Raw genomic sequence first — 17,169 nt, 5'->3', positions numbered from 1 at the left:
CAGGCTTGCTTAAAGGAGAAAAGGCAATGGGCGCCATCGCGACCACACGTCAAACGGCCAGCGCGGTCGAGGAAGAAGCGCAGTACCTGACGTTCATGCTCGGCACGGAGATGTTTGCCATCGGCATCCTGTGCATCAAGGAAATCATCGAATACGGCAACCTAACCGTCGTGCCGATGATGCCGGCCTTCGTGCGCGGGGTCATCAATCTGCGCGGCGCGGTGGTGCCGGTGGTGGATTTGTCGGCCCGTTTTGGCCGGCCAAATTCCGCCATCAGCCGCCGCAGTTGCGTGGTAATCATCGAAGCCGCCAGCGTTGACGGACAGGCCCAGGACATTGGCCTGCTGGTGGATACGGTGTCGGCAGTGCTGGAAATTCCGGCTTCGCAGATTGAGCCGCCACCAAGTTTCGGAGCGAAGATCCGCGCCGATTTCATCAGCGGCATGGCCAAGGTCGACGGCAAGTTCGTCATTGTCCTGGAGGTGGATCGCGTGCTGTCCATCGACGAGATGTCCGAACTCGCCCAGGCCAGCCCCGCCGCGCTGGAAGCGCCCGGATCATGAGCACAGACATTTGCAGGGAACGCACGGTGAACTCAATGGCCCTCACCGACCGGGAGTTCAACCAGTTTCAATCCTGGCTGTACCAGGCCGCCGGTATCAACCTGTCGCCGGCCAAGAAAGCCCTGGTGGCCGGGCGCCTGTTCAAGCGCCTCAAGCACTATGAGCTGGACAGCTACGGCGATTATTTCAAGCTGATCATGAACGGCCAGCGCACCGATGAGTTGCAGGTGGCGCTGGACCTGCTCACCACTAACGAGACCTATTTTTTCCGCGAGCCCAAGCACTTCGATTTTTTGCGCGAACATGTGCTGCCCCACGCGACGCCGGGCAAGACCTTTCGCCTGTGGAGCGCGGCCAGTTCGTCTGGAGAGGAGCCCTACAGCCTTGCCATGACCCTGGCCGAAAGCCTCGGCACTACGCCTTGGGAAGTCATCGGCTCGGACATCAGCACCCAGGTCCTGGCCAAGGCCCGTTCCGGGCATTATCCGATGGAACGCGCCCGCAACCTGCCCCATCAGTTGCTGGTGAAATATTGCCTCAAGGGCACCGGAAGCCAACAAGGCACACTCTTGATCGACCGGGCGCTGCGCAACCGGGTCAACTTCATCCAGGTCAACCTCAACGAAACCCTGCCTGAGTTGGGCGAGTTCGATGTGATTTTCCTGCGCAACGTGATGATCTATTTCGACCAGCCGACCAAAAGCAAAGTGGTCGCCCGGCTGATCCCGCGGCTCAAGTCCGGCGGGTATTTCATCGTCAGCCATTCGGAAAGCCTCAACGGGGTGTCCGATGCGTTGAAACTGGTCGCCCCGTCGATCTACCGCAAGCCATGAACGCCGCGATAAAAGAAGTGCCCGAGGCGTATCTGAAGCCGGGGGAGTTTCGCTTCGCGACCTCCCCGACCCGCATGCGCACGATTCTCGGTTCCTGCGTCGCAATCACTCTCTGGCACCCGCAGCGCAGGATTGGCGGCATGTGCCATTTCATGTTGCCCAGCCGGGTGCGCTGTTCCACCGCATTGAACGGTTTGTACGCCGACGAGGCCATCGAACTGTTCATCCGCCAGGCACACGCCCACGACACCGAGCCCGAGGACTACCAGCTCAAGTTGTTCGGCGGCGGTGAGATGTTCCCTGAGCTGCAGCGCCATGTGCCCTTCGGCGACGTGGCGCGCTTGAACGTCAACGCGGCGCTGGAAATGGCCGCTCTCTATCACCTGGACCTGATCGCCCATGACATGGGCAGCACTGGCCACCGGACTATTGTTTTCGACCTTTGCACTGGCGATGTATGGGTCAGGCATCAACCGATAAGGACTCGCCATTAACCATGCCAGGGAAAAAGATAAACGTATTGCTGGTGGACGACTCCGCCGTGGTCCGCCAAGTATTGCTGGCGATCCTCAGTGACACGCCGGACATCCATGTCATCGGCGCAGCCTCCGACCCGATCTTCGCGATGGATAAATTGGCGAAGGAATGGCCCGATGTCATCGTGCTGGACGTGGAGATGCCGCGCATGGATGGCATCACCTTCCTGAAAAAAATCATGAGCGAGCGTCCGACGCCGGTGGTGATCTGTTCGTCCCTGACGCCCAAGGGCGCGGAAACCACCTTGCAGGCGATGGCCGCCGGGGCGGTGGAAATCATCACCAAGCCAACCACCGGGCTGAAGAATTTCTTATTGGAATCGGCACCGGAACTGGTCTCGGCAATCCGGGCGGCGGCCCAGGTCAACGTCCGCAACCTCGGCAAGCGCCCCGCCCCGCCGCCGCTGATGCCAGCCACCAAACTGACTGCCGACGCGATGCTGCCGGCCGCCAACGGCCACGCCATGGCGCAAACCACCGAGCGCATCGTCGCCCTGGGCACATCCACCGGCGGCACCCAGGCCTTGGAAGCGGTACTCACCGCCCTGCCACGGGTATGCCCAGGCATCGTCATCGTCCAGCACATGCCGGAAAAATTCACCGCATCGTTCGCTGCGCGCCTCAACAGCCTCTGCCAGATCGAAGTGCGCGAGGCCCGCAACAACGATCGCATCCACCCGGGCCTGGCGCTCATCGCACCGGGCGGCAAACACATGATGGTGACCCGCAGCGGCGCGTTTTATCACGTGCAAGTGGTGGACGGCCCCTTGGTCAATCGCCATCGCCCTTCGGTGGATGTGTTGTTTCGCTCAGTCGCCAAATTCGCCGGCCGCAACGCCACCGGCATCATCATGACCGGCATGGGCGACGACGGCGCCCGCGGCCTGAAGGAAATGCTCGACGCCGGCGGCAGCACCGTGGCCCAGGACGAAGCCAGCTGCGTGGTCTTCGGCATGCCCAAGGAAGCCATCAAACTCAACGCGGCCCAACGGGTCATGGGGTTGCAAGACATTGCCCAGGTGATTTTGCACAAATAACCAGCACATCCTTCCCTCAAACCAACCCAATCCCCCGTGCCTATGTGGGTGAGATCGTCGCCAGCACGCCAATCAGCAGGGTCAGGGCCAAAAAACCACCTAGAAAAATCGCCATCTTCGCCATAAGCACTCCTGGGACAAAAAATTGCAGTACACGGGTCGTCTGCCAGGCGAACCGCGTGTTTATTCTGGGCTGGAGATGGCGTTCATTACAGATGCACCTGGCGCAGGAAAATACGGATCAGACAAATACCTCGTGTCCGACGCAACGGATATACCAACGTATATTTTCATGTGCCAACGCAGCGTGGCCATCAACCGGAACACCGCTTAACCTTGCCCGGCATCCAACGCCGCAGACCAGATGCGCTTCGAATCAATGAATCCCGATGGCCGCCGGCGAGGTCGCAGTCCTGGTTTTTGAACAGGTAGACAGAGGTGACCCATGCGTCCTTCATTCCCGACACCGGCATTGGCTCGCGTAAAGGACAGGACAGTCCCCATCCATTGCGGCTGGGCCGATATCGTGCTGTTGAGCCTGCTGGTGTGCCTGGCTACGTTCATATTCCATGGCCTGGATCAGATGAGCCAGCCGCTCGCCGCCCTTGAGGCATCGCCTCTGTCGCTTGATCTGGCCCACCTGCCGGAATATACGCTGCGCACCACATTGCGGATGTTCATCGCCCTGTTCGCATCGTTTTTTTTCTCTCTGGTCGTCGCGACGCTGGCTGCAAAAAGCCGCAAGGCAGCCATCGTGATCCTGCCCGCGCTGGATATTCTCCAGTCCGTGCCGGTACTGGGATTTCTCACCTTCACCGTTGTGTTTTTCATGGCTTTGTTCCCCGGCAAGGAAACCGGCGTGGAATGCGCGGCCATCTTCGCCATTTTCACCAGCCAGGTCTGGAACATGACCTTCAGCGTCTATCAATCGCTGCGCACCGTGCCCCACGATCTCTATGAAGTCAGCCGGCAGTTCGCGTTTTCGCCATGGCAGCGCTTCGTCAGGCTCGAGTTGCCTTTCGCCACGCCGGGCCTGGTGTGGAACATGATGATGTCGATGTCGGGCGGCTGGTTCTTCGTGGTCGCCGCCGAGGCCATCACGGTGGGCGACACCACCGTGAGCCTGCCGGGCATCGGTTCATGGCTGGCCCTGGCGATCGAACGCAAGGACATCGCCGCCATCGCGTGGGCCGTGCTGGCCATGGCTGGGGTGATCGTCATTTATGACCTGTTGTTTTTCCGGCCAATCGTCGCCTGGGCGGACAAATTCCGCTTCGAACAAACCGCCTCCCAGAAACGCCCACGGTCCAGGGTCTATGACCTGCTGCGCTCAGCTCGGCTGGCGCCCCTGGCATTACTTGCGCTGGACAACCTCAAGGCCGCGTTATTCCTGGAGAAACTCCCCCGATTACCGTCAATCCGCTTCAAGACCAACGCCCGCATCAGTCGTGTAGCCGACGTGGCCTGGATCGCCCTGGTCGTCGCCGCGTGCATGGCCGGCATCCTGCAATTGTCGCGTTTCATCGGCAGCACCTTGGGCCTGGAAGAGGTAGCCAGCACGTTGGGGCTGGGCCTTGCCACTTTGCTGCGAGTCGCCGTGCTGACGGTCCTTGCCAGCGTGCTATGGGTGCCCATCGGCGTCTGGATCGGTTTGAACCCGCGTTGGGCCGAGCGCTTGCAGCCCGTTGCACAGCTGCTGGCAGCCTTCCCTGCCAACGTCCTGTTCCCGTTTGCGGTGATCGCCATCGTGGCGCTGAAGCTCGACCCCGATATCTGGTTGTCGCCACTGATGGTGCTGGGCACCCAGTGGTACATCCTGTTCAACGTCATCGCCGGCGCCAGCGCACTGCCCACCGATCTGCGCGAAGCCGCACGCTGTTTCCACGTGCGCGGTTGGCAATGGTGGCGCCAGGTCGCGCTGCCGGGCGTATTCCCCTACTACGTCACCGGCGCTCTCACAGCAGCCGGCGGCTCGTGGAACGCCAGCATCGTCGCCGAGGCAGTCTCCTGGGGAAATGACCATTTGTACGCGTCCGGCCTGGGCTCCTATATCGCCCAGGCCACCTCGGCCGGGGATCTGCAACGCGTGGCACTGGGCGTCTCGGTCATGTCGATTTTCGTGGTGGGCTTCAACCGGCTGCTGTGGCGCCCGCTTTACAGGTTTGCCGAACGCCGGCTTCGAATAGATTGAGGGTGATCCGATGCAAGTAATCGATAAACGTTGCCTGGTGGATGTTCAGCAACTTGGGCATGTCTATGGCACCGCAGGGGGCGCCGAGCGCGTGGTGCTGGACGATGTCTGCATGCGCTTGAACGAAGGGGAAATCGTCGGTCTGCTGGGACGCTCCGGTTCCGGCAAGTCGACCTTGCTGCGCTCCATCGCCGGCCTGATTTCGCCCACGACCGGGGCGGTTGAGTTTCCGGCCGACGCCCAAGGGGTTTCGAGTTCAGTGCGCATGGTCTTCCAAAGCTTCGCCCTGTTCCCCTGGCTGACCGTGTTGAAGAACGTCGAAATTGGCCTCGAAGCCTTGAATGTGGCGGCCCCCGAGCGACGGCGCCGGGCCTTGGCTGCCATCGACATGATCGGCCTCGACGGCTTCGAGAGCGCGTTCCCGAAGGAATTGTCGGGCGGCATGCGCCAGCGCGTCGGCCTGGCAAGGGCACTGGTCGTCGCTCCAGATATCATCTTGATGGACGAGCCGTTTTCAGCGCTGGACGTCTTGACCGCCGAAACGCTGCGCACCGATCTGCTGGAGTTGTGGTGCGAAGGACGGATGCCGATCAAATCCATGTTGATGGTCACCCACAACATTGAAGAAGCCGTGTTGATGTGCGACCGGATCCTGATTTTTCCTCCAATCCCGGGCGGGTCATGAAGGAAATCGCCGTTGAGCTCAATCAACCACGCCATCGCTCGGACCCGGCCTTCCAGGCCCTGGTCGAACATATCTACGTGCAGATGGCCGGCGGAGCGCAAGAAGGGGCGCCGCGCCAGGGCATGTTTGCAGGCAGCGGCAAGGGCATGGTCCTGCCGTCGATCTCCACCAATGCCCTGGCGGGGCTGATCGAGGCGGTGCAGGACCAGCCGTTCGCTGGCCAGGCGGATTTGCGCGAGCTTGCGACGGCATTGCGATTTTCCGCCAGCGACCTCTTGCCTGTCGCCGAAGTGCTGCAACTCATGCGCCTGGCCGACATGCAGGACGGCCACATAACGCTGCTGCCCGCCGGGCAACGCTACGCGCACTCGACGGTTGACGAGCGCAAGCAATTGTTTGCCCAGCATCTGCTCAGGTACGTTCCGTTGGTAAGCCACGTTCGCAAGGTGCTCGACGACCGTCCGACACGCACGGCACCGGCCAGGCGCTTTCGCGATCAATTGGAGGACTTCATGTCCGAACACGACGCGGCCAATACGCTGGACTGTGTCATCCAGTGGGGCCGTTATGCCGAGCTGTTCGCCTACGACGAAGTGGCCGACCAGTTCAGCCTGGACAATCCTTCCTGAGGCGATTCACCTGCCCCGGTATAGACTGCTTGGATCGAGGGCCTGGCGTTGGAGCGATGCGGATGAAGATTCGATGAGGAGCACCCCGTTGGCGCTCCGTGTGGCGCTTTTGCTGGGGCTTGCCCTGGGCATCGCCGCGATAGACACCGTTACCGATCTGGAAATCGCGGTGGGGGTGTTCCAGATCGTGGTGGTGCTGATCGCCGTGAGGATCCTGCCCGCACGGGCGGTGGCCGGCGTCTCGGCCATCTGCATGCTCTTGACGATCCTGAGCTATCGATTCACGCGTTTCGGCGACACCGAAGCCGGGCTGATCAACGTGTTGATCAGCCTCGCGGCCATCGCTGGAACGACTTATCTGGCACTGCGTCTGTCGACCGCCATCCGCACCGTGCATCAAACCCGCGCGCACCTGGCCCACATCACCCGGATCAACATGCTGGGCGAGCTCGCCGCTTCCATTGCCCACGAAGTCAACCAGCCACTGGCTGCGGTGGCCACCAGCGGCGGAGCCTGCCTGCGCTGGATGGCCACCGAACCACCGAACCTGCCCAAGGCCCGCCAAGCGGTGGAGCGGATCGTTGCCGACACCCACCGCGCCAGCGAAATCATCGCCCGATTGCGCGGCATGGCCAGGCATCAGGCACCCACCAAGCAATGGCTGAACGTGGCTGACACGGTCAATGCCGCACTGCGATTGCTGGCGGGGGAACTGAACGAGCAGGACATCACATTACACGTTCAGGTCGAGGACGGGTTGCCGCCGGTGCTGGCGGATGAAGTGCAGATCCAGCAGGTGCTGCTCAACCTGGCGATGAACTCGGTCGACGCCATGCGCCAGGTCGATATCGAGCGCCGCGTACTGACGGTGCAAGTCGCGCTCGAATCACCTGATCGATTGCTGTTTTCAGTGTCGGACCAGGGCGGCGGTTTGTCCGCCGGCGACCGTGAGCGGGTGTTCGATGCTTTCTACAGCACCAAACAGGACGGCATGGGCATGGGCCTGGCGATCAGCCGTTCCATCATCGAAGCCCACGACGGGCGTATCTGGGCCTCAAGCGATCCGCGATCCGGCTCGACCTTCCACTTCACCCTGCCGGCCGTTACACGGGAGCCCGATGAATAAAACCGAGGTTCAGAGCCCTGCCGAAGCGATGATCTACATCGTCGACGATGACAGCTCGGTGCGCGCATCGCTGCAAGACCTCCTGGCTTCTGTGGGCCTGGCGAGCATGGCGTTCGGTTCGGCCCGCGAGTTCATGGACGCTACGCGCCCGGACGCCCCCGCGTGCCTGATCCTTGATGTGCGCATGCCGGGCCTCAGCGGCCTGGATTTCCAGCAGAAAATGACCCACCTGGACATCCAGATTCCCGTTGTATTCATCACTGCCCATGGCGACATTCCCATGTCGGTCAAAGCCATGAAGGCCGGGGCACTGGAGTTCTTGACCAAGCCGTTCCGCGAACAGGACCTGCTCGATGCCATCGGCCAGGGCCTGAACCATGACCGGGAAAGACGCAAGGCGGCGGCGCTGATGGACGAATTGAAATGCCGTCATGACGCGCTCACTGACGGCGAGCGCGAGGTGATGGCCCTGGTCGTCTCGGGCCTGTTGAACAAACAGGTTGCCGCCCAGCTGGGTTTGAGCGAGGTGACCGTGAAAGTGCGGCGCGGGTCGCTGATGCGCAAGATGAATGCCGATTCGCTGGCGGCGCTGGTCAAGATGTCGGAAAAACTCAAGGATGCCGGCGGCTCATAGCAAGTGGTCGCCGATCACGGCTATGATGCCGTTCGCCCTGCTGATGGGCGATATTGCAGGCCACCCTTAAGGATCCAGGTATGACCTTTCTGCCGTCACGCTCCACCCTATTCGTCTCCAGCCTCCTGCTCAGCTCGCTGTGCCTGGCCGAAGGTGAGCCAACGGACGGCAGCCTCATCAAGGATTCCACCAAGGCCGCCGTCTCGACGTTCATCACCGCCGGCAAGAACCTGCTGGGCGGCGTCAGTGAAGGCGTGCTCGACGGCCGCGAGTCGGTCCAGGGCACCGATGGCGCCGCGATCATTTCCTCCAACGAGCAACTGAAAGACCACGTCGCCATTGAAGTACTGAAGCTGGAGCCGGTTGACGACACCTTCAGCGTCACCCTCGGCTTCAAGAACAGCACCGACACGCAACTGCGCCTGATCAACCTCGGCCAGACGGGCGCCCTGCTCGCCATCGACCAGGCGGGTTACGCCAACCGGCTGGCAGGGTTTGAAAACCCTGATGAAATCACCATCCCGCCGAAGACGGCAGTGCGGCAGAAGTTCGTGTTCGAAGGGTTGAACGAGAAAATCAATACTGTGCGCGTCTGGGGGCAGGATTATCAGGTCAAGAAATAAAGCTGGGCCTCACAGAATCAGCCGGCTTTTGTCCTGCTCGCCGGTTCAAGATTCAACGCAAGCACGCTCATCAACACCACCACTGCCCCAACCATGACCATCCTCGACGGACGTTCCTCAAGGACCCATGAGGCCATCACCATCGCGGTGGGCGGTATCAGGTAAAGCGCCAGGGACGCCCGGCTCACGTTGCTGTGTGCCAGCACATAAGCCCAGGCTAGGTACGCCAGCGCGCTGGGAAAAATGCCCAGGATCAGCACCGCCAGGGCCACCGAAACCGAAGCCTCCCGCGCCGCGCCCAACAGCCCCGGCGCGAAGACCAACAACAGGATCGTGCCCGACCAGACGGTGTAGCAAACCATGGTCAACCCGTCGTAGCGATGGGAGTGGTGCTTGTGCAAAGCGAAATACACGCTCCAGGACAGCGCCGCCAACAGGATCAACATCCCATGGATATCCACCTCACCCAAGCCCCGATCCCCCGCGACGACCACGCCAGCGCCCAGCAAACCACACAGTACGCAGGCCCATTGCCAACCGCCGACTCTGTCCTTGAAGACAAAATGCGCCAGCAGCGTGCTGAACAAAGGCGTGGACTGGGCCAGCACACTGGCCGCACCGGCACTGACGCCCCGCTGGCCGTAATTGAGGGCGATGTGGTGCAGGCTCACGGCGAACAGGCCCAAGATAGCCAGCATCGGCAGGTCCTTGGGACGCGGGCGGGAAATGCCCTTCACCATTGCAACGAAGGCCATGAACACCGAGGCGATGAGGAACCGCATCAACGCCAGTTGACCGGGTTCATAAGCCTGCAAGCCGATGCGAATACCAATCGGCGAATAGGCCCAGCAAAGAATCACGAACAACGTCACCAGAATAATCTTTACCTTGAACCTACTGGGGTTGCTCAAGCGTTCCAGCGTCTCACAGCGGTTATCCATTCGGGCTCCGGCGCGTTGACCCTCTGTCGATGCCCGAAGTATCGAAACCACCCATCATCAATACAAGTGACTTAAACTCAGCCAACCATTCACTTTGGATGAGCCATGGAACTGTCCCAACTGCGCATGCTCAAGACCGTCTGCGACACCGGCAGCATCGCCCGTGCCGCCGAAGTGCTGCATTGCGTGCCTTCCAACATCACCGCACGGCTCAAATCCCTGGAACGGGAACTCGGCGCACCATTGTTTTTCCGCGAAGGTCGCGGTTTGCGGGTGAGCCCTGCAGGTGAGGTGCTTCTGGGATACGCGACGAAAATCCTCGGCCTGACGGAAGAAGCCCGCCGTGCGGTAAGCCCGGCCGGCACGCCGAACGGGCCACTGCGCATCGGCGCCATCGAATCCAGCGCCACGGGGCGCCTGCCCCAGCTGCTGGCCAAATACCACGCGCAGTACCCGCAAGTGACATTGGAACTGAGCACCGGAACGTGGGCACAGTTACTGGACGATACCCAGCATCACCGGCTCGATGGCGTGATCGTAGCGGTGGACGTGGAACGCCCCGGACTCAAGCGCGCCGTGATGTACCGCGAAGAGCTGGTACTCATCGCCTCCGAATCCCACGGCCCCTTGCGCAACGCGGCAGACCTGCAAGGCAAGGCGATCTTCATGTGGCCCACGGGCTGCCCATACCGCTTGGCATTGGAACAGTGGTTATTACGCCATGACCAAGCCCAACCGATCATCAGCATCGCCAGCTATGGCGCCATAGTCGGCTGCGTCAGTGCTGGTGCAGGCGTTTCGCTGGTGCCCCGTGGGATCTATGAGCAATACCGTCAGGGAGCTGGCTGGAAAGGCTACGACTTCCCTGGGCTGACGGGCATGGACAACTTATTCTATTGGCATGAAAACGCTGGCCGGCACCCCGCCAGAGAGGCATTTCTAGCGATGTTGCAGGCCCAATTCGAAGGATAGTTGCACCCCGTGGCGAGGGAGCTTGCTCCCGCTGGACTGCGAAGCAGTCCCAAGCTGGCACTCGCTGGAAAATGCCACACCGCTAAAGCAATGGTCCTCAACGCACCAGGACACGGAGTCTGCCTTGGAACTACCACCACAATTCATCCTCCACGAAACCAGCCATTGGACTGTCAACCATCACTTGGCTTAAGGGATTTTTCATGTCTATCGCTCAACACTTGAAAGTTTCACCACTGGGCAACCTCGACTCGCTAATGGAGTCGCTCCGGGCCGAAGGATTACCCTATGCCGATCTCCACGAGCCTGAGCGCCATTTCTTTGCGTTTCATCAGGACGATCAACCGGTGGGCTATGTCGGTGTGGAGGGTTCCACTGCTGATCGCCTGTTGCGTTCGTTTTTGATATTCCCCTCCCATCGAGGCGGAGGCCTCGGCTCAGAAGCGCTCAAATCAGTGGAAGCGCTACTGGTGGGTCACGGGGTCAAGTCGTTGCACCTCTTGACCAATACTGCCGCTCCATTCTTCGAGCGTCACGGTTTTGAACATCGTGACCGGGCTGCTGCGCCTTCTGCCATTCAGGGCACTCTTGAGTTCCGCAGCCTGTGTCCCGCCACGGCGAGTTACATGACCAAGCGCATCGCTTAAATGGACCTTTGATTGACTCGCTTGGAAAGCGCTTCAGCGCTTTCCTTGCGTTCGGAGTAACGATCCACCAAATAGTCTTCCCTGCCCCGCACCAATAACGTGAACTTCATCAGCTCCTCCATGACATCGACAACCCGGTCGTAATAGGACGAAGGTTTCATGCGCCCGGCTTCGTCGAACTCAAGAAACGCTTTTGGCACGGATGACTGATTGGGTATCGTGACCATGCGCATCCAGCGCCCAAGCACACGAAGCTGGTTGACCGTGTTGAATGATTGCGAGCCGCCACAAACTTGCATCACCGCCAAGGTTTTGCCTTGGGAAGGACGAACCGCTCCAAGCGCCAGGGGAATCCAATCGATCTGCGCCTTGAACACTGCCGACATGGCGCCATGGCGTTCCGGCGAGCACCAGACCTGCCCCTCTGACCACATCACCAAGTCACGCAGTTCCTGCACCTTGGGATGATCGATAGGCGCGTCATCTGGCAGCGGCAGTCCACTAGGATCGAAGATCGCCGTTTCGGCACCCATGAGCTCCAGGAGGCGCGCAGCCTCTCGCGTCAGCAACTGGCTGAAGGAGCGTTCACGGGTGGATCCATACAGCAAAAGTATGCGGGGTTTATGCGCCGGCACTTCTCGCCCGGAAAGCTTCTCGAGGGTCGGGACATCCAGCAGGGCCCGATCGAGGTTTGGAAAATCATTAAGCTCGTCGCTATTGGACTCGTTCATCACATGTCTCCTATCCGGTCCAACGCCTGCTTGAGTTCAATCGCGCTCAGGGAGCTTGGATCGAGCGTAAAAAACGCGGCGAATCGTTGGCGGATCTTGGCGACCGTAGCGTCAAATGCCGCTTGTATTTCCTCGTCGCTACCGTCCACTTCGGAGGGATCGGATAAGCCCCAGTGAGTCTTTATTGCAGATCCGAAGTACACAGGGCACGGTTCGCCTCCGGCCTTGTCACAGACCGTAATCACGATGTCCGGTGGGTTATCGGTGAAACTTTCGGAGCCTTTGCTGTAGAGCACCGAAGTGTCCACGCCAAGGGATTGCAAGGTGCTGATCGCCCGTGGATTGAGGCGCCCGCTCGGGAAGCTTCCCGAACTTATCGCCGTCATTTCCTTGGGCGCCACATGGTTGAACAAACCTTCAGAAAGCACGCTCCGGCAACTGTTGGCCGTACACATGAACAGGACTCGCATGGAGAGTACTCCAGCCGCTTTTTTGCGGGCATCAAGATCGGATTTCAGTAACAGGCTGCTTCGCGGACAGGTCGTCCTTCCATGTCCTGCAGGTGAGCGGCGTTGGTATATGTGTATCCGCCTATCCAGCGCAAGCATAAATTCAATAATAGGGTTACGCCAACAAGCGCGATTGCGGCCCAACATCGCGTGCCGTCAGTCGACACTCTCGCTGACCGATATCTGTATAGGCAACATCACCCTCGCGACAAGGTTTGGGTCCGAGACCGCTGCAACCAGGGTTTGCACCGCCTGTTCCGCCACTTCTACCACCGGGTGAGAGAGCACAGCCTGCACCAGGTCGGTTTTCAGCGCGTCCCGGGTCAGGGGCGTCAAGTCATGACACACCACCACCGGCAGCCTGATCGCCTGTTGCTTGAGCTCCCGCAAAGCACGCAGCACCCCGGCGACGCCGCCGCCCGCCACGTACAGGGCTGAGAGATCCGGCTCACCGCTCAGTAAGTCCAGCGCATTGCCATAAGCAAAATCATCATCCTCAAGCGTCAGGCGCGAAGCGAGCAATTCCCAATCGCTGGAGTGCTTCGACAGATAACTGCGAAAGCTCAGCTCGCACAGCTCCTGGCATTGGAAACGCTGGCTGCTGACCATCACCGCTGCCGAACCGGGCGCCCTGACCAATCGACTGACAAACCACCCTGCCGTGCGACCCATCAGCCGACTATCAACACCAACGTACGAGCCGTCGGCGGGCCCTGCCAGTTCGGAAATCAGGGCAACCACCGGAACGCCGGCACCTCGCAAGCGGCCGATGGCGTCACGCACCAACGGATGATCGACCGCGACCATGCCGATACCGTCGACTTGATTCCCCAGCGCCAGCACGCGCTGAGCCACCGTTGCCGGGTCAAGATCGTCCAGATAACCGATTACCACACGGATGCGCGCCCGCGTGAACGTCGTCGCGGCGTTCGACAATGCTTGAGCAAGCCCCTGATAAAACGCCACCCCGCTCTTTTGCAGCAAAAAGCCCAAGCGCACCGTCGGCTTGTCGTTGAGCACCCGTTGCTCGATCACGCCTTTGGCATGAAAACCCAAGCGCGCCGCAGCCGTTGCGATGCGATGCGCCGTGTCCGTGCGCACGTCTGCTCGCAGGTTCAGCACGCGATCCACCGTGGAGAGGCTCACACCCGCTTCGCGAGCGACATCAGCCATGGTTGGACGGAGTTTTCGGCGTGGCGCTTTTGACATGTTTTGACATTCCTTTTTTTGATAATGAAGGGTTTTGACACAGTTAGCCATCCCCCCGTAGCCGTGATCCTTACGACTGAAATAGCATCGAGGCAGCGCTAAACACTCATCCATAACAACAAAGCCGGAGTGCGTTCATGCCGATTCATATCTCCACAGCGCCCTGCTGCTGGGGCGTCGACGATGTCGACAATCCTGACCTGCCGCCCTGGCGCAACGTGCTCGGCGAAGCCGCAGAGGCTGGGTATCAAGGTATCGAGTTGGGCCCCTATGGTTACTTGCCGCTTGACGCCGACGTCGTCAACGCTGCCCTTGCCGATAACTGCCTGCGCGTTGTCGCGGGAACAATTTTCGATGATCTGACGACACCCGCGAAGCTGCCTTCCTTGCTCCGCCAAGCACACGATATCTGCGCACTGCTCAAGCAGTTGCCCGCTATTGAAAAGGAACCCGGGCAGCGCTTCGCCGGCCCCTACCTGGTAATCATTGATTGGGGCCATGAGCATCGCGATTACGCAGCGGGCCACTCGGAACAAGCGCAACGCCTCGATGATGCGGCGTGGCAAACGATGATGGGCCACATCCGCGCCATCTGTGACATCGCTTGGAATGATTACGGCATTCGCCCCGTGATTCACCCCCACGCAGGCGGTCATATCGAGTTTGCGGACGAACTGGCGCGGCTGGTCGAGGATATCCCGGACGAAGTCGCCGGGCTGTGCCTGGACACCGGCCATCTCTATTACGCCGGTATGGACCCCGCGGCCTCGTTACAGGCTTATGCCCATCGACTCGATTACATCCATTTCAAAGACATCGACCAAGCCGTGTTCGACCAGGTCATGAATGAACGCATCACGTTCTTCGACGCCTGTGGCAAAGGTGTGATGTGCCCGATCGGGCGAGGCGTGATCGATTACCCCCACTTGTATCGCCTGGTTCGAAGCCTGGATTACCAGGGTTACATCACCGTCGAACAAGAACGCGACCCTCGCAACGCCAACGGCAGCCTGGACGATGTCAGGTCCAGTCGCACCTACCTTGCAGACATCGGATTCTGACCGACAGGAAACAAACCTATGATCAACGGCAGCAAACGTATCCCGCGACCGATCCGCTGGGCCATGGTGGGCGGCGGAAGCCAGAGCCAGATCGGCTACATCCACCGTTGCGCAGCACTTCGTGACAACACATTCGTCCTGGTGGCGGGCGCGTTCGACATCGACCCTGCGCGTGGCAGCGAATTTGGCGAACAGCTGGGGGTCGACCGTGAGCGCTGCTACGCCGATTACCTGAGCATGTTCGAACAGGAAGCCCTGCGTGCGGACGGCATCCAAGCGGTATCCATCGCCACGCCCAACGGCACGCATTATACCATTACCAAGGCGGCGCTGGAGGCCGGGTTGCATGTGGTGTGTGAAAAGCCATTGTGTTTCATCGTCGAGCAGGCCGAAACCCTGCGTGAGCTGGCCATGCAAAAGAACCGCATCGTCGGTGTGACCTACGGTTATGCAGGCCATCAACTGATCGAACAGGCACGCGAAATGATCGCTGCCGGTGAGTTGGGTGACATCCGCATGGTGCATATGCAGTTTGCCCATGGCTTCCATAGTGCTCCGGTGGAAGCGCAGAACCCGGCTACGCAATGGCGCGTCGATCCGCGGCAGGCTGGGCCCAGCTACGTATTGGGCGATCTCGGCACGCACCCGCTGTACTTGTCAGAGGTGATGCTGCCTGACCTTAAAATCAAACGGCTGATGTGCAGCCGGCAAAGTTTCGTCGCCAGTCGTGCGCCGCTGGAAGATAACGCTTACACGCTGATGGAATACGACGGCGGCGTGATGGGCATGGTGTGGTCGAGTGCCGTCAATGCAGGGTCGATGCACGGTCAGAAAATCCGCGTCATCGGTTCTCGCGCGAGCATCGAATGGTGGGATGAACGCCCCAACCAGCTGAGTTTCGAAGTCCAAGGCCAACCCACGCAAATATTGGAGCGCGGCATGGGTTACTTGCACCCGAATGCGTTGGTCGATGATCGCATCGGCGGTGGCCATCCCGAAGGCCTGTTCGAAGCGTGGGCAAATCTCTATTACCGGTTTGCCTTGGCCATGGATGCCTCCGATAGAGGGGACACGAAAGCGCTCGACGCAATCCGCTATCCCGGCATAGATGCCGGGGTCGAAGGCGTGCGCTGGGTCGAGCGCTGTGTGCAATCGGCCAATAACGATGCCGCCTGGGTGGCCTATTGAGGCCCTGCCTTGCTCATTACTCAAGCTTTGCCGCGAATCGAACAGCCAACGGAGAACAACAATGAAAATCGCCCTCGACCCTTACATGCACCGTCACTTGAGCCTGCCAGAGCTGTGCCGCAAGACGGCCGAACTCGGCTTCGAATACATCGAGCTATCGCCCAGGGATGACTTTTTGCCTTGGTGGGTTCGTCCACGGGCCCATAAAGAACGCATCAGCGAATTCAAGAAGGCGCTGCGCGATCACAATGTGCAGCTCGCCTCATTACTGCCCATGTACCGCTGGGCCAGCCCCCATGAGGACGAACGCCGCGCCGCGGTGAATTACTGGAAAGAAGCGATTCAGATTGCCGTGGAGATGGGCTGCACCACGATGAATTCGGAGTTCGGTCGTGGCCCATCGCCTGATCGCGGACACAAGGTGAGTTGCTGTGGCGGCGCCCACAGCCATGAATCCAGCGAAGCTGCCTGGTGGCGCTCGATGGAAGAGCTTGTGCCGGTGTTTGAAAAAGAAGGCGTGACGCTCAACGTTGAACCTCACCCTGAAGATTGGTGCGAGACGCTGCACCCAGCCTTGGACATGCTTAAAACCATCGGCTCGGACAACGTGAAATTCTTGTACTGCACGCCGCACACCTTTTACTTCGGTGATGACATGGCGCAAATGATCGCCGACGCGGGCTCGATGATCACCCACGTCCACATCGCCGACACCTATAACCACAAGGCTTCGTCGGGACTGCGCTACATCGTCAATCCGCCTGGCGCGAAAGTGACGGTGCATCAGCACATGGACATGCATCAGGGCGAAATCGACTGGGACCTGTTTTTCCAATCCCTCGCCAAGACCGGTTTCGATGGCATCGTCACCGCGTGCGTATTCGGATGGGAGGAACGGGCTGACGACTCCGGACGGTTCATGCGCAAGGAGATCCAGCGCTACGTCGACAGGTACTTCAAGTAGCAGGATCTAGACAGAGCAATGGGGCGGTACTGGATGAGTCCGCCCCCTTCTCCTTAGCATGTTAGGGCCGCTGCGCGACCCAGCGGGAGC

General features: G+C 60.2%; 17 protein-coding genes and 1 pseudogene. 14 read left to right on the top strand and 4 right to left on the bottom strand.

The annotated features are described in order from the left end of the window. The first annotated feature begins 26 nt into the window (after positions 1-26). From PFLQ2_RS17640 to PFLQ2_RS17675, 9 genes and pseudogenes are all read left to right on the top strand, one after another. Positions 27-563: a chemotaxis protein CheW gene (locus PFLQ2_RS17640; RefSeq protein ID WP_003180335.1), complete on the top strand. Its 537-nt coding sequence runs from the start codon at positions 27-29 to the stop codon at positions 561-563. Further along, positions 560-1,396: a CheR family methyltransferase gene (locus PFLQ2_RS17645; RefSeq protein WP_003180334.1), complete on the top strand. Its 837-nt coding sequence runs from the start codon at positions 560-562 to the stop codon at positions 1,394-1,396. The genes PFLQ2_RS17640 and PFLQ2_RS17645 overlap by 4 nt, the downstream gene beginning before the upstream one ends. Further along, positions 1,393-1,890 carry a chemoreceptor glutamine deamidase CheD gene (gene cheD, locus PFLQ2_RS17650; protein ID WP_003180333.1) on the top strand — a complete coding sequence of 166 codons (498 nt, stop codon included), beginning with the start codon at positions 1,393-1,395 and terminating at the stop codon, positions 1,888-1,890. Before PFLQ2_RS17645 ends, cheD begins: the two co-directional genes overlap by 4 nt. A gap of 2 nt (positions 1,891-1,892) precedes the next feature. Beyond that, complete coding sequence (locus PFLQ2_RS17655) at positions 1,893-2,969, top strand: protein-glutamate methylesterase/protein-glutamine glutaminase (RefSeq protein WP_003180332.1); 1,077 nt, start codon at positions 1,893-1,895, stop codon at positions 2,967-2,969. 445 nt (positions 2,970-3,414) lie between these two features. Further along, entirely contained in the window at positions 3,415-5,160 is a 1,746-nt protein-coding gene (locus PFLQ2_RS17660; RefSeq protein WP_003180330.1) for an ABC transporter permease, read from the top strand. 10 nt (positions 5,161-5,170) lie between these two features. Further along, a pseudogene (locus tag PFLQ2_RS27690) lies at positions 5,171-6,474 on the top strand (AAA-associated domain-containing protein). A gap of 73 nt (positions 6,475-6,547) precedes the next feature. Further along, the gene (locus tag PFLQ2_RS17665) at positions 6,548-7,600 is read left to right on the top strand and encodes a sensor histidine kinase (RefSeq protein WP_003180327.1); all 1,053 of its coding nucleotides are present in this window, start codon (positions 6,548-6,550) and stop codon (positions 7,598-7,600) included. Beyond that, positions 7,593-8,234 carry a response regulator transcription factor gene (locus PFLQ2_RS17670; protein WP_003180326.1) on the top strand — a complete coding sequence of 214 codons (642 nt, stop codon included), beginning with the start codon at positions 7,593-7,595 and terminating at the stop codon, positions 8,232-8,234. The genes PFLQ2_RS17665 and PFLQ2_RS17670 overlap by 8 nt, the downstream gene beginning before the upstream one ends. Positions 8,235-8,314: 80 nt before the next feature. Then, positions 8,315-8,857, top strand: coding sequence for a hypothetical protein (locus PFLQ2_RS17675; protein ID WP_003180325.1), 543 nt, complete (start codon positions 8,315-8,317; stop codon positions 8,855-8,857). A gap of 17 nt (positions 8,858-8,874) precedes the next feature. On the opposite strand, the gene PFLQ2_RS17680 is transcribed toward PFLQ2_RS17675, so the two are convergent. Then, positions 8,875-9,798, bottom strand: coding sequence for a DMT family transporter (locus tag PFLQ2_RS17680; protein ID WP_003180324.1), 924 nt, complete (start codon positions 9,796-9,798; stop codon positions 8,875-8,877). A gap of 105 nt (positions 9,799-9,903) precedes the next feature. Here PFLQ2_RS17680 and PFLQ2_RS17685 point away from each other — a divergent pair, with 105 nt between their 5' ends. Beyond that, positions 9,904-10,770 carry a LysR family transcriptional regulator gene (locus PFLQ2_RS17685; RefSeq protein WP_003180323.1) on the top strand — a complete coding sequence of 289 codons (867 nt, stop codon included), beginning with the start codon at positions 9,904-9,906 and terminating at the stop codon, positions 10,768-10,770. A gap of 203 nt (positions 10,771-10,973) precedes the next feature. Next, positions 10,974-11,417, top strand: coding sequence for an arsenic resistance N-acetyltransferase ArsN2 (arsN2, locus tag PFLQ2_RS17690; protein ID WP_003180322.1), 444 nt, complete (start codon positions 10,974-10,976; stop codon positions 11,415-11,417). Here the strand turns inward: arsN2 and arsH are convergent. The 3 genes from arsH to PFLQ2_RS17705 form a co-directional block, all read right to left on the bottom strand. Further along, complete coding sequence (gene arsH / locus PFLQ2_RS17695) at positions 11,414-12,148, bottom strand: arsenical resistance protein ArsH (RefSeq protein WP_003180321.1); 735 nt, start codon at positions 12,146-12,148, stop codon at positions 11,414-11,416. The genes arsN2 and arsH overlap by 4 nt on opposite strands. Next, positions 12,148-12,618 carry an arsenate reductase ArsC gene (locus PFLQ2_RS17700; RefSeq protein ID WP_003180320.1) on the bottom strand — a complete coding sequence of 157 codons (471 nt, stop codon included), beginning with the start codon at positions 12,616-12,618 and terminating at the stop codon, positions 12,148-12,150. Before PFLQ2_RS17700 ends, arsH begins: the two co-directional genes overlap by 1 nt. Positions 12,619-12,813: 195 nt before the next feature. Beyond that, positions 12,814-13,866 (bottom strand): LacI family DNA-binding transcriptional regulator, encoded by a 1,053-nt coding sequence (locus tag PFLQ2_RS17705; protein WP_003180319.1) that lies wholly within the window; start codon positions 13,864-13,866, stop codon positions 12,814-12,816. A gap of 137 nt (positions 13,867-14,003) precedes the next feature. On the opposite strand from PFLQ2_RS17705, the gene PFLQ2_RS17710 reads away from it, so the two are divergent. The 3 genes from PFLQ2_RS17710 to PFLQ2_RS17720 all read left to right on the top strand — a co-directional run bounded on the left by PFLQ2_RS17710 (position 14,004) and on the right by PFLQ2_RS17720 (position 17,079). After that, a complete protein-coding gene (locus PFLQ2_RS17710; protein ID WP_003180318.1) occupies positions 14,004-14,927 on the top strand; it encodes a TIM barrel protein in 924 nt (307 codons plus the stop codon). An 18-nt stretch (positions 14,928-14,945) separates the two neighbouring features. Then, positions 14,946-16,115 carry a Gfo/Idh/MocA family protein gene (locus tag PFLQ2_RS17715; RefSeq protein ID WP_003180316.1) on the top strand — a complete coding sequence of 390 codons (1,170 nt, stop codon included), beginning with the start codon at positions 14,946-14,948 and terminating at the stop codon, positions 16,113-16,115. A 61-nt stretch (positions 16,116-16,176) separates the two neighbouring features. Further along, positions 16,177-17,079 carry a sugar phosphate isomerase/epimerase family protein gene (locus PFLQ2_RS17720; RefSeq protein WP_003180312.1) on the top strand — a complete coding sequence of 301 codons (903 nt, stop codon included), beginning with the start codon at positions 16,177-16,179 and terminating at the stop codon, positions 17,077-17,079. Positions 17,080-17,169: the final 90 nt, after the last annotated feature.

Origin of the sequence: Pseudomonas fluorescens Q2-87 (assembly GCF_000281895.1) — a bacterium.
Taxonomy (GTDB): Bacteria; Pseudomonadota; Gammaproteobacteria; order Pseudomonadales; family Pseudomonadaceae; genus Aquipseudomonas; species Aquipseudomonas fluorescens_S.
The sequence above is the reverse complement of the archived record's forward strand: the minus strand, read 5'-3'. Positions and strand labels throughout refer to the sequence as shown.

Coding starts and splice junctions, on each gene's coding strand:
- PFLQ2_RS17665 (WP_003180327.1), top strand. CDS start 6,548: ATGAGGAGCACCCCGTTGGCGCTCCGTGTGGCGCTTTTGCTGGGGCTT.
- PFLQ2_RS17685 (WP_003180323.1), top strand. CDS start 9,904: ATGGAACTGTCCCAACTGCGCATGCTCAAGACCGTCTGCGACACCGGC.
- cheD (WP_003180333.1), top strand. CDS start 1,393: ATGAACGCCGCGATAAAAGAAGTGCCCGAGGCGTATCTGAAGCCGGGG.
- PFLQ2_RS17705 (WP_003180319.1), bottom strand. CDS start 13,866: ATGTCAAAAGCGCCACGCCGAAAACTCCGTCCAACCATGGCTGATGTC.
- PFLQ2_RS17655 (WP_003180332.1), top strand. CDS start 1,893: ATGCCAGGGAAAAAGATAAACGTATTGCTGGTGGACGACTCCGCCGTG.
- PFLQ2_RS17640 (WP_003180335.1), top strand. CDS start 27: ATGGGCGCCATCGCGACCACACGTCAAACGGCCAGCGCGGTCGAGGAA.
- PFLQ2_RS17680 (WP_003180324.1), bottom strand. CDS start 9,798: ATGGATAACCGCTGTGAGACGCTGGAACGCTTGAGCAACCCCAGTAGG.
- PFLQ2_RS17675 (WP_003180325.1), top strand. CDS start 8,315: ATGACCTTTCTGCCGTCACGCTCCACCCTATTCGTCTCCAGCCTCCTG.
- PFLQ2_RS17715 (WP_003180316.1), top strand. CDS start 14,946: ATGATCAACGGCAGCAAACGTATCCCGCGACCGATCCGCTGGGCCATG.
- PFLQ2_RS17710 (WP_003180318.1), top strand. CDS start 14,004: ATGCCGATTCATATCTCCACAGCGCCCTGCTGCTGGGGCGTCGACGAT.
- PFLQ2_RS17700 (WP_003180320.1), bottom strand. CDS start 12,618: ATGCGAGTCCTGTTCATGTGTACGGCCAACAGTTGCCGGAGCGTGCTT.
- PFLQ2_RS17720 (WP_003180312.1), top strand. CDS start 16,177: ATGAAAATCGCCCTCGACCCTTACATGCACCGTCACTTGAGCCTGCCA.
- PFLQ2_RS17670 (WP_003180326.1), top strand. CDS start 7,593: ATGAATAAAACCGAGGTTCAGAGCCCTGCCGAAGCGATGATCTACATC.
- arsH (WP_003180321.1), bottom strand. CDS start 12,148: ATGAACGAGTCCAATAGCGACGAGCTTAATGATTTTCCAAACCTCGAT.
- PFLQ2_RS17645 (WP_003180334.1), top strand. CDS start 560: ATGAGCACAGACATTTGCAGGGAACGCACGGTGAACTCAATGGCCCTC.
- arsN2 (WP_003180322.1), top strand. CDS start 10,974: ATGTCTATCGCTCAACACTTGAAAGTTTCACCACTGGGCAACCTCGAC.
- PFLQ2_RS17660 (WP_003180330.1), top strand. CDS start 3,415: ATGCGTCCTTCATTCCCGACACCGGCATTGGCTCGCGTAAAGGACAGG.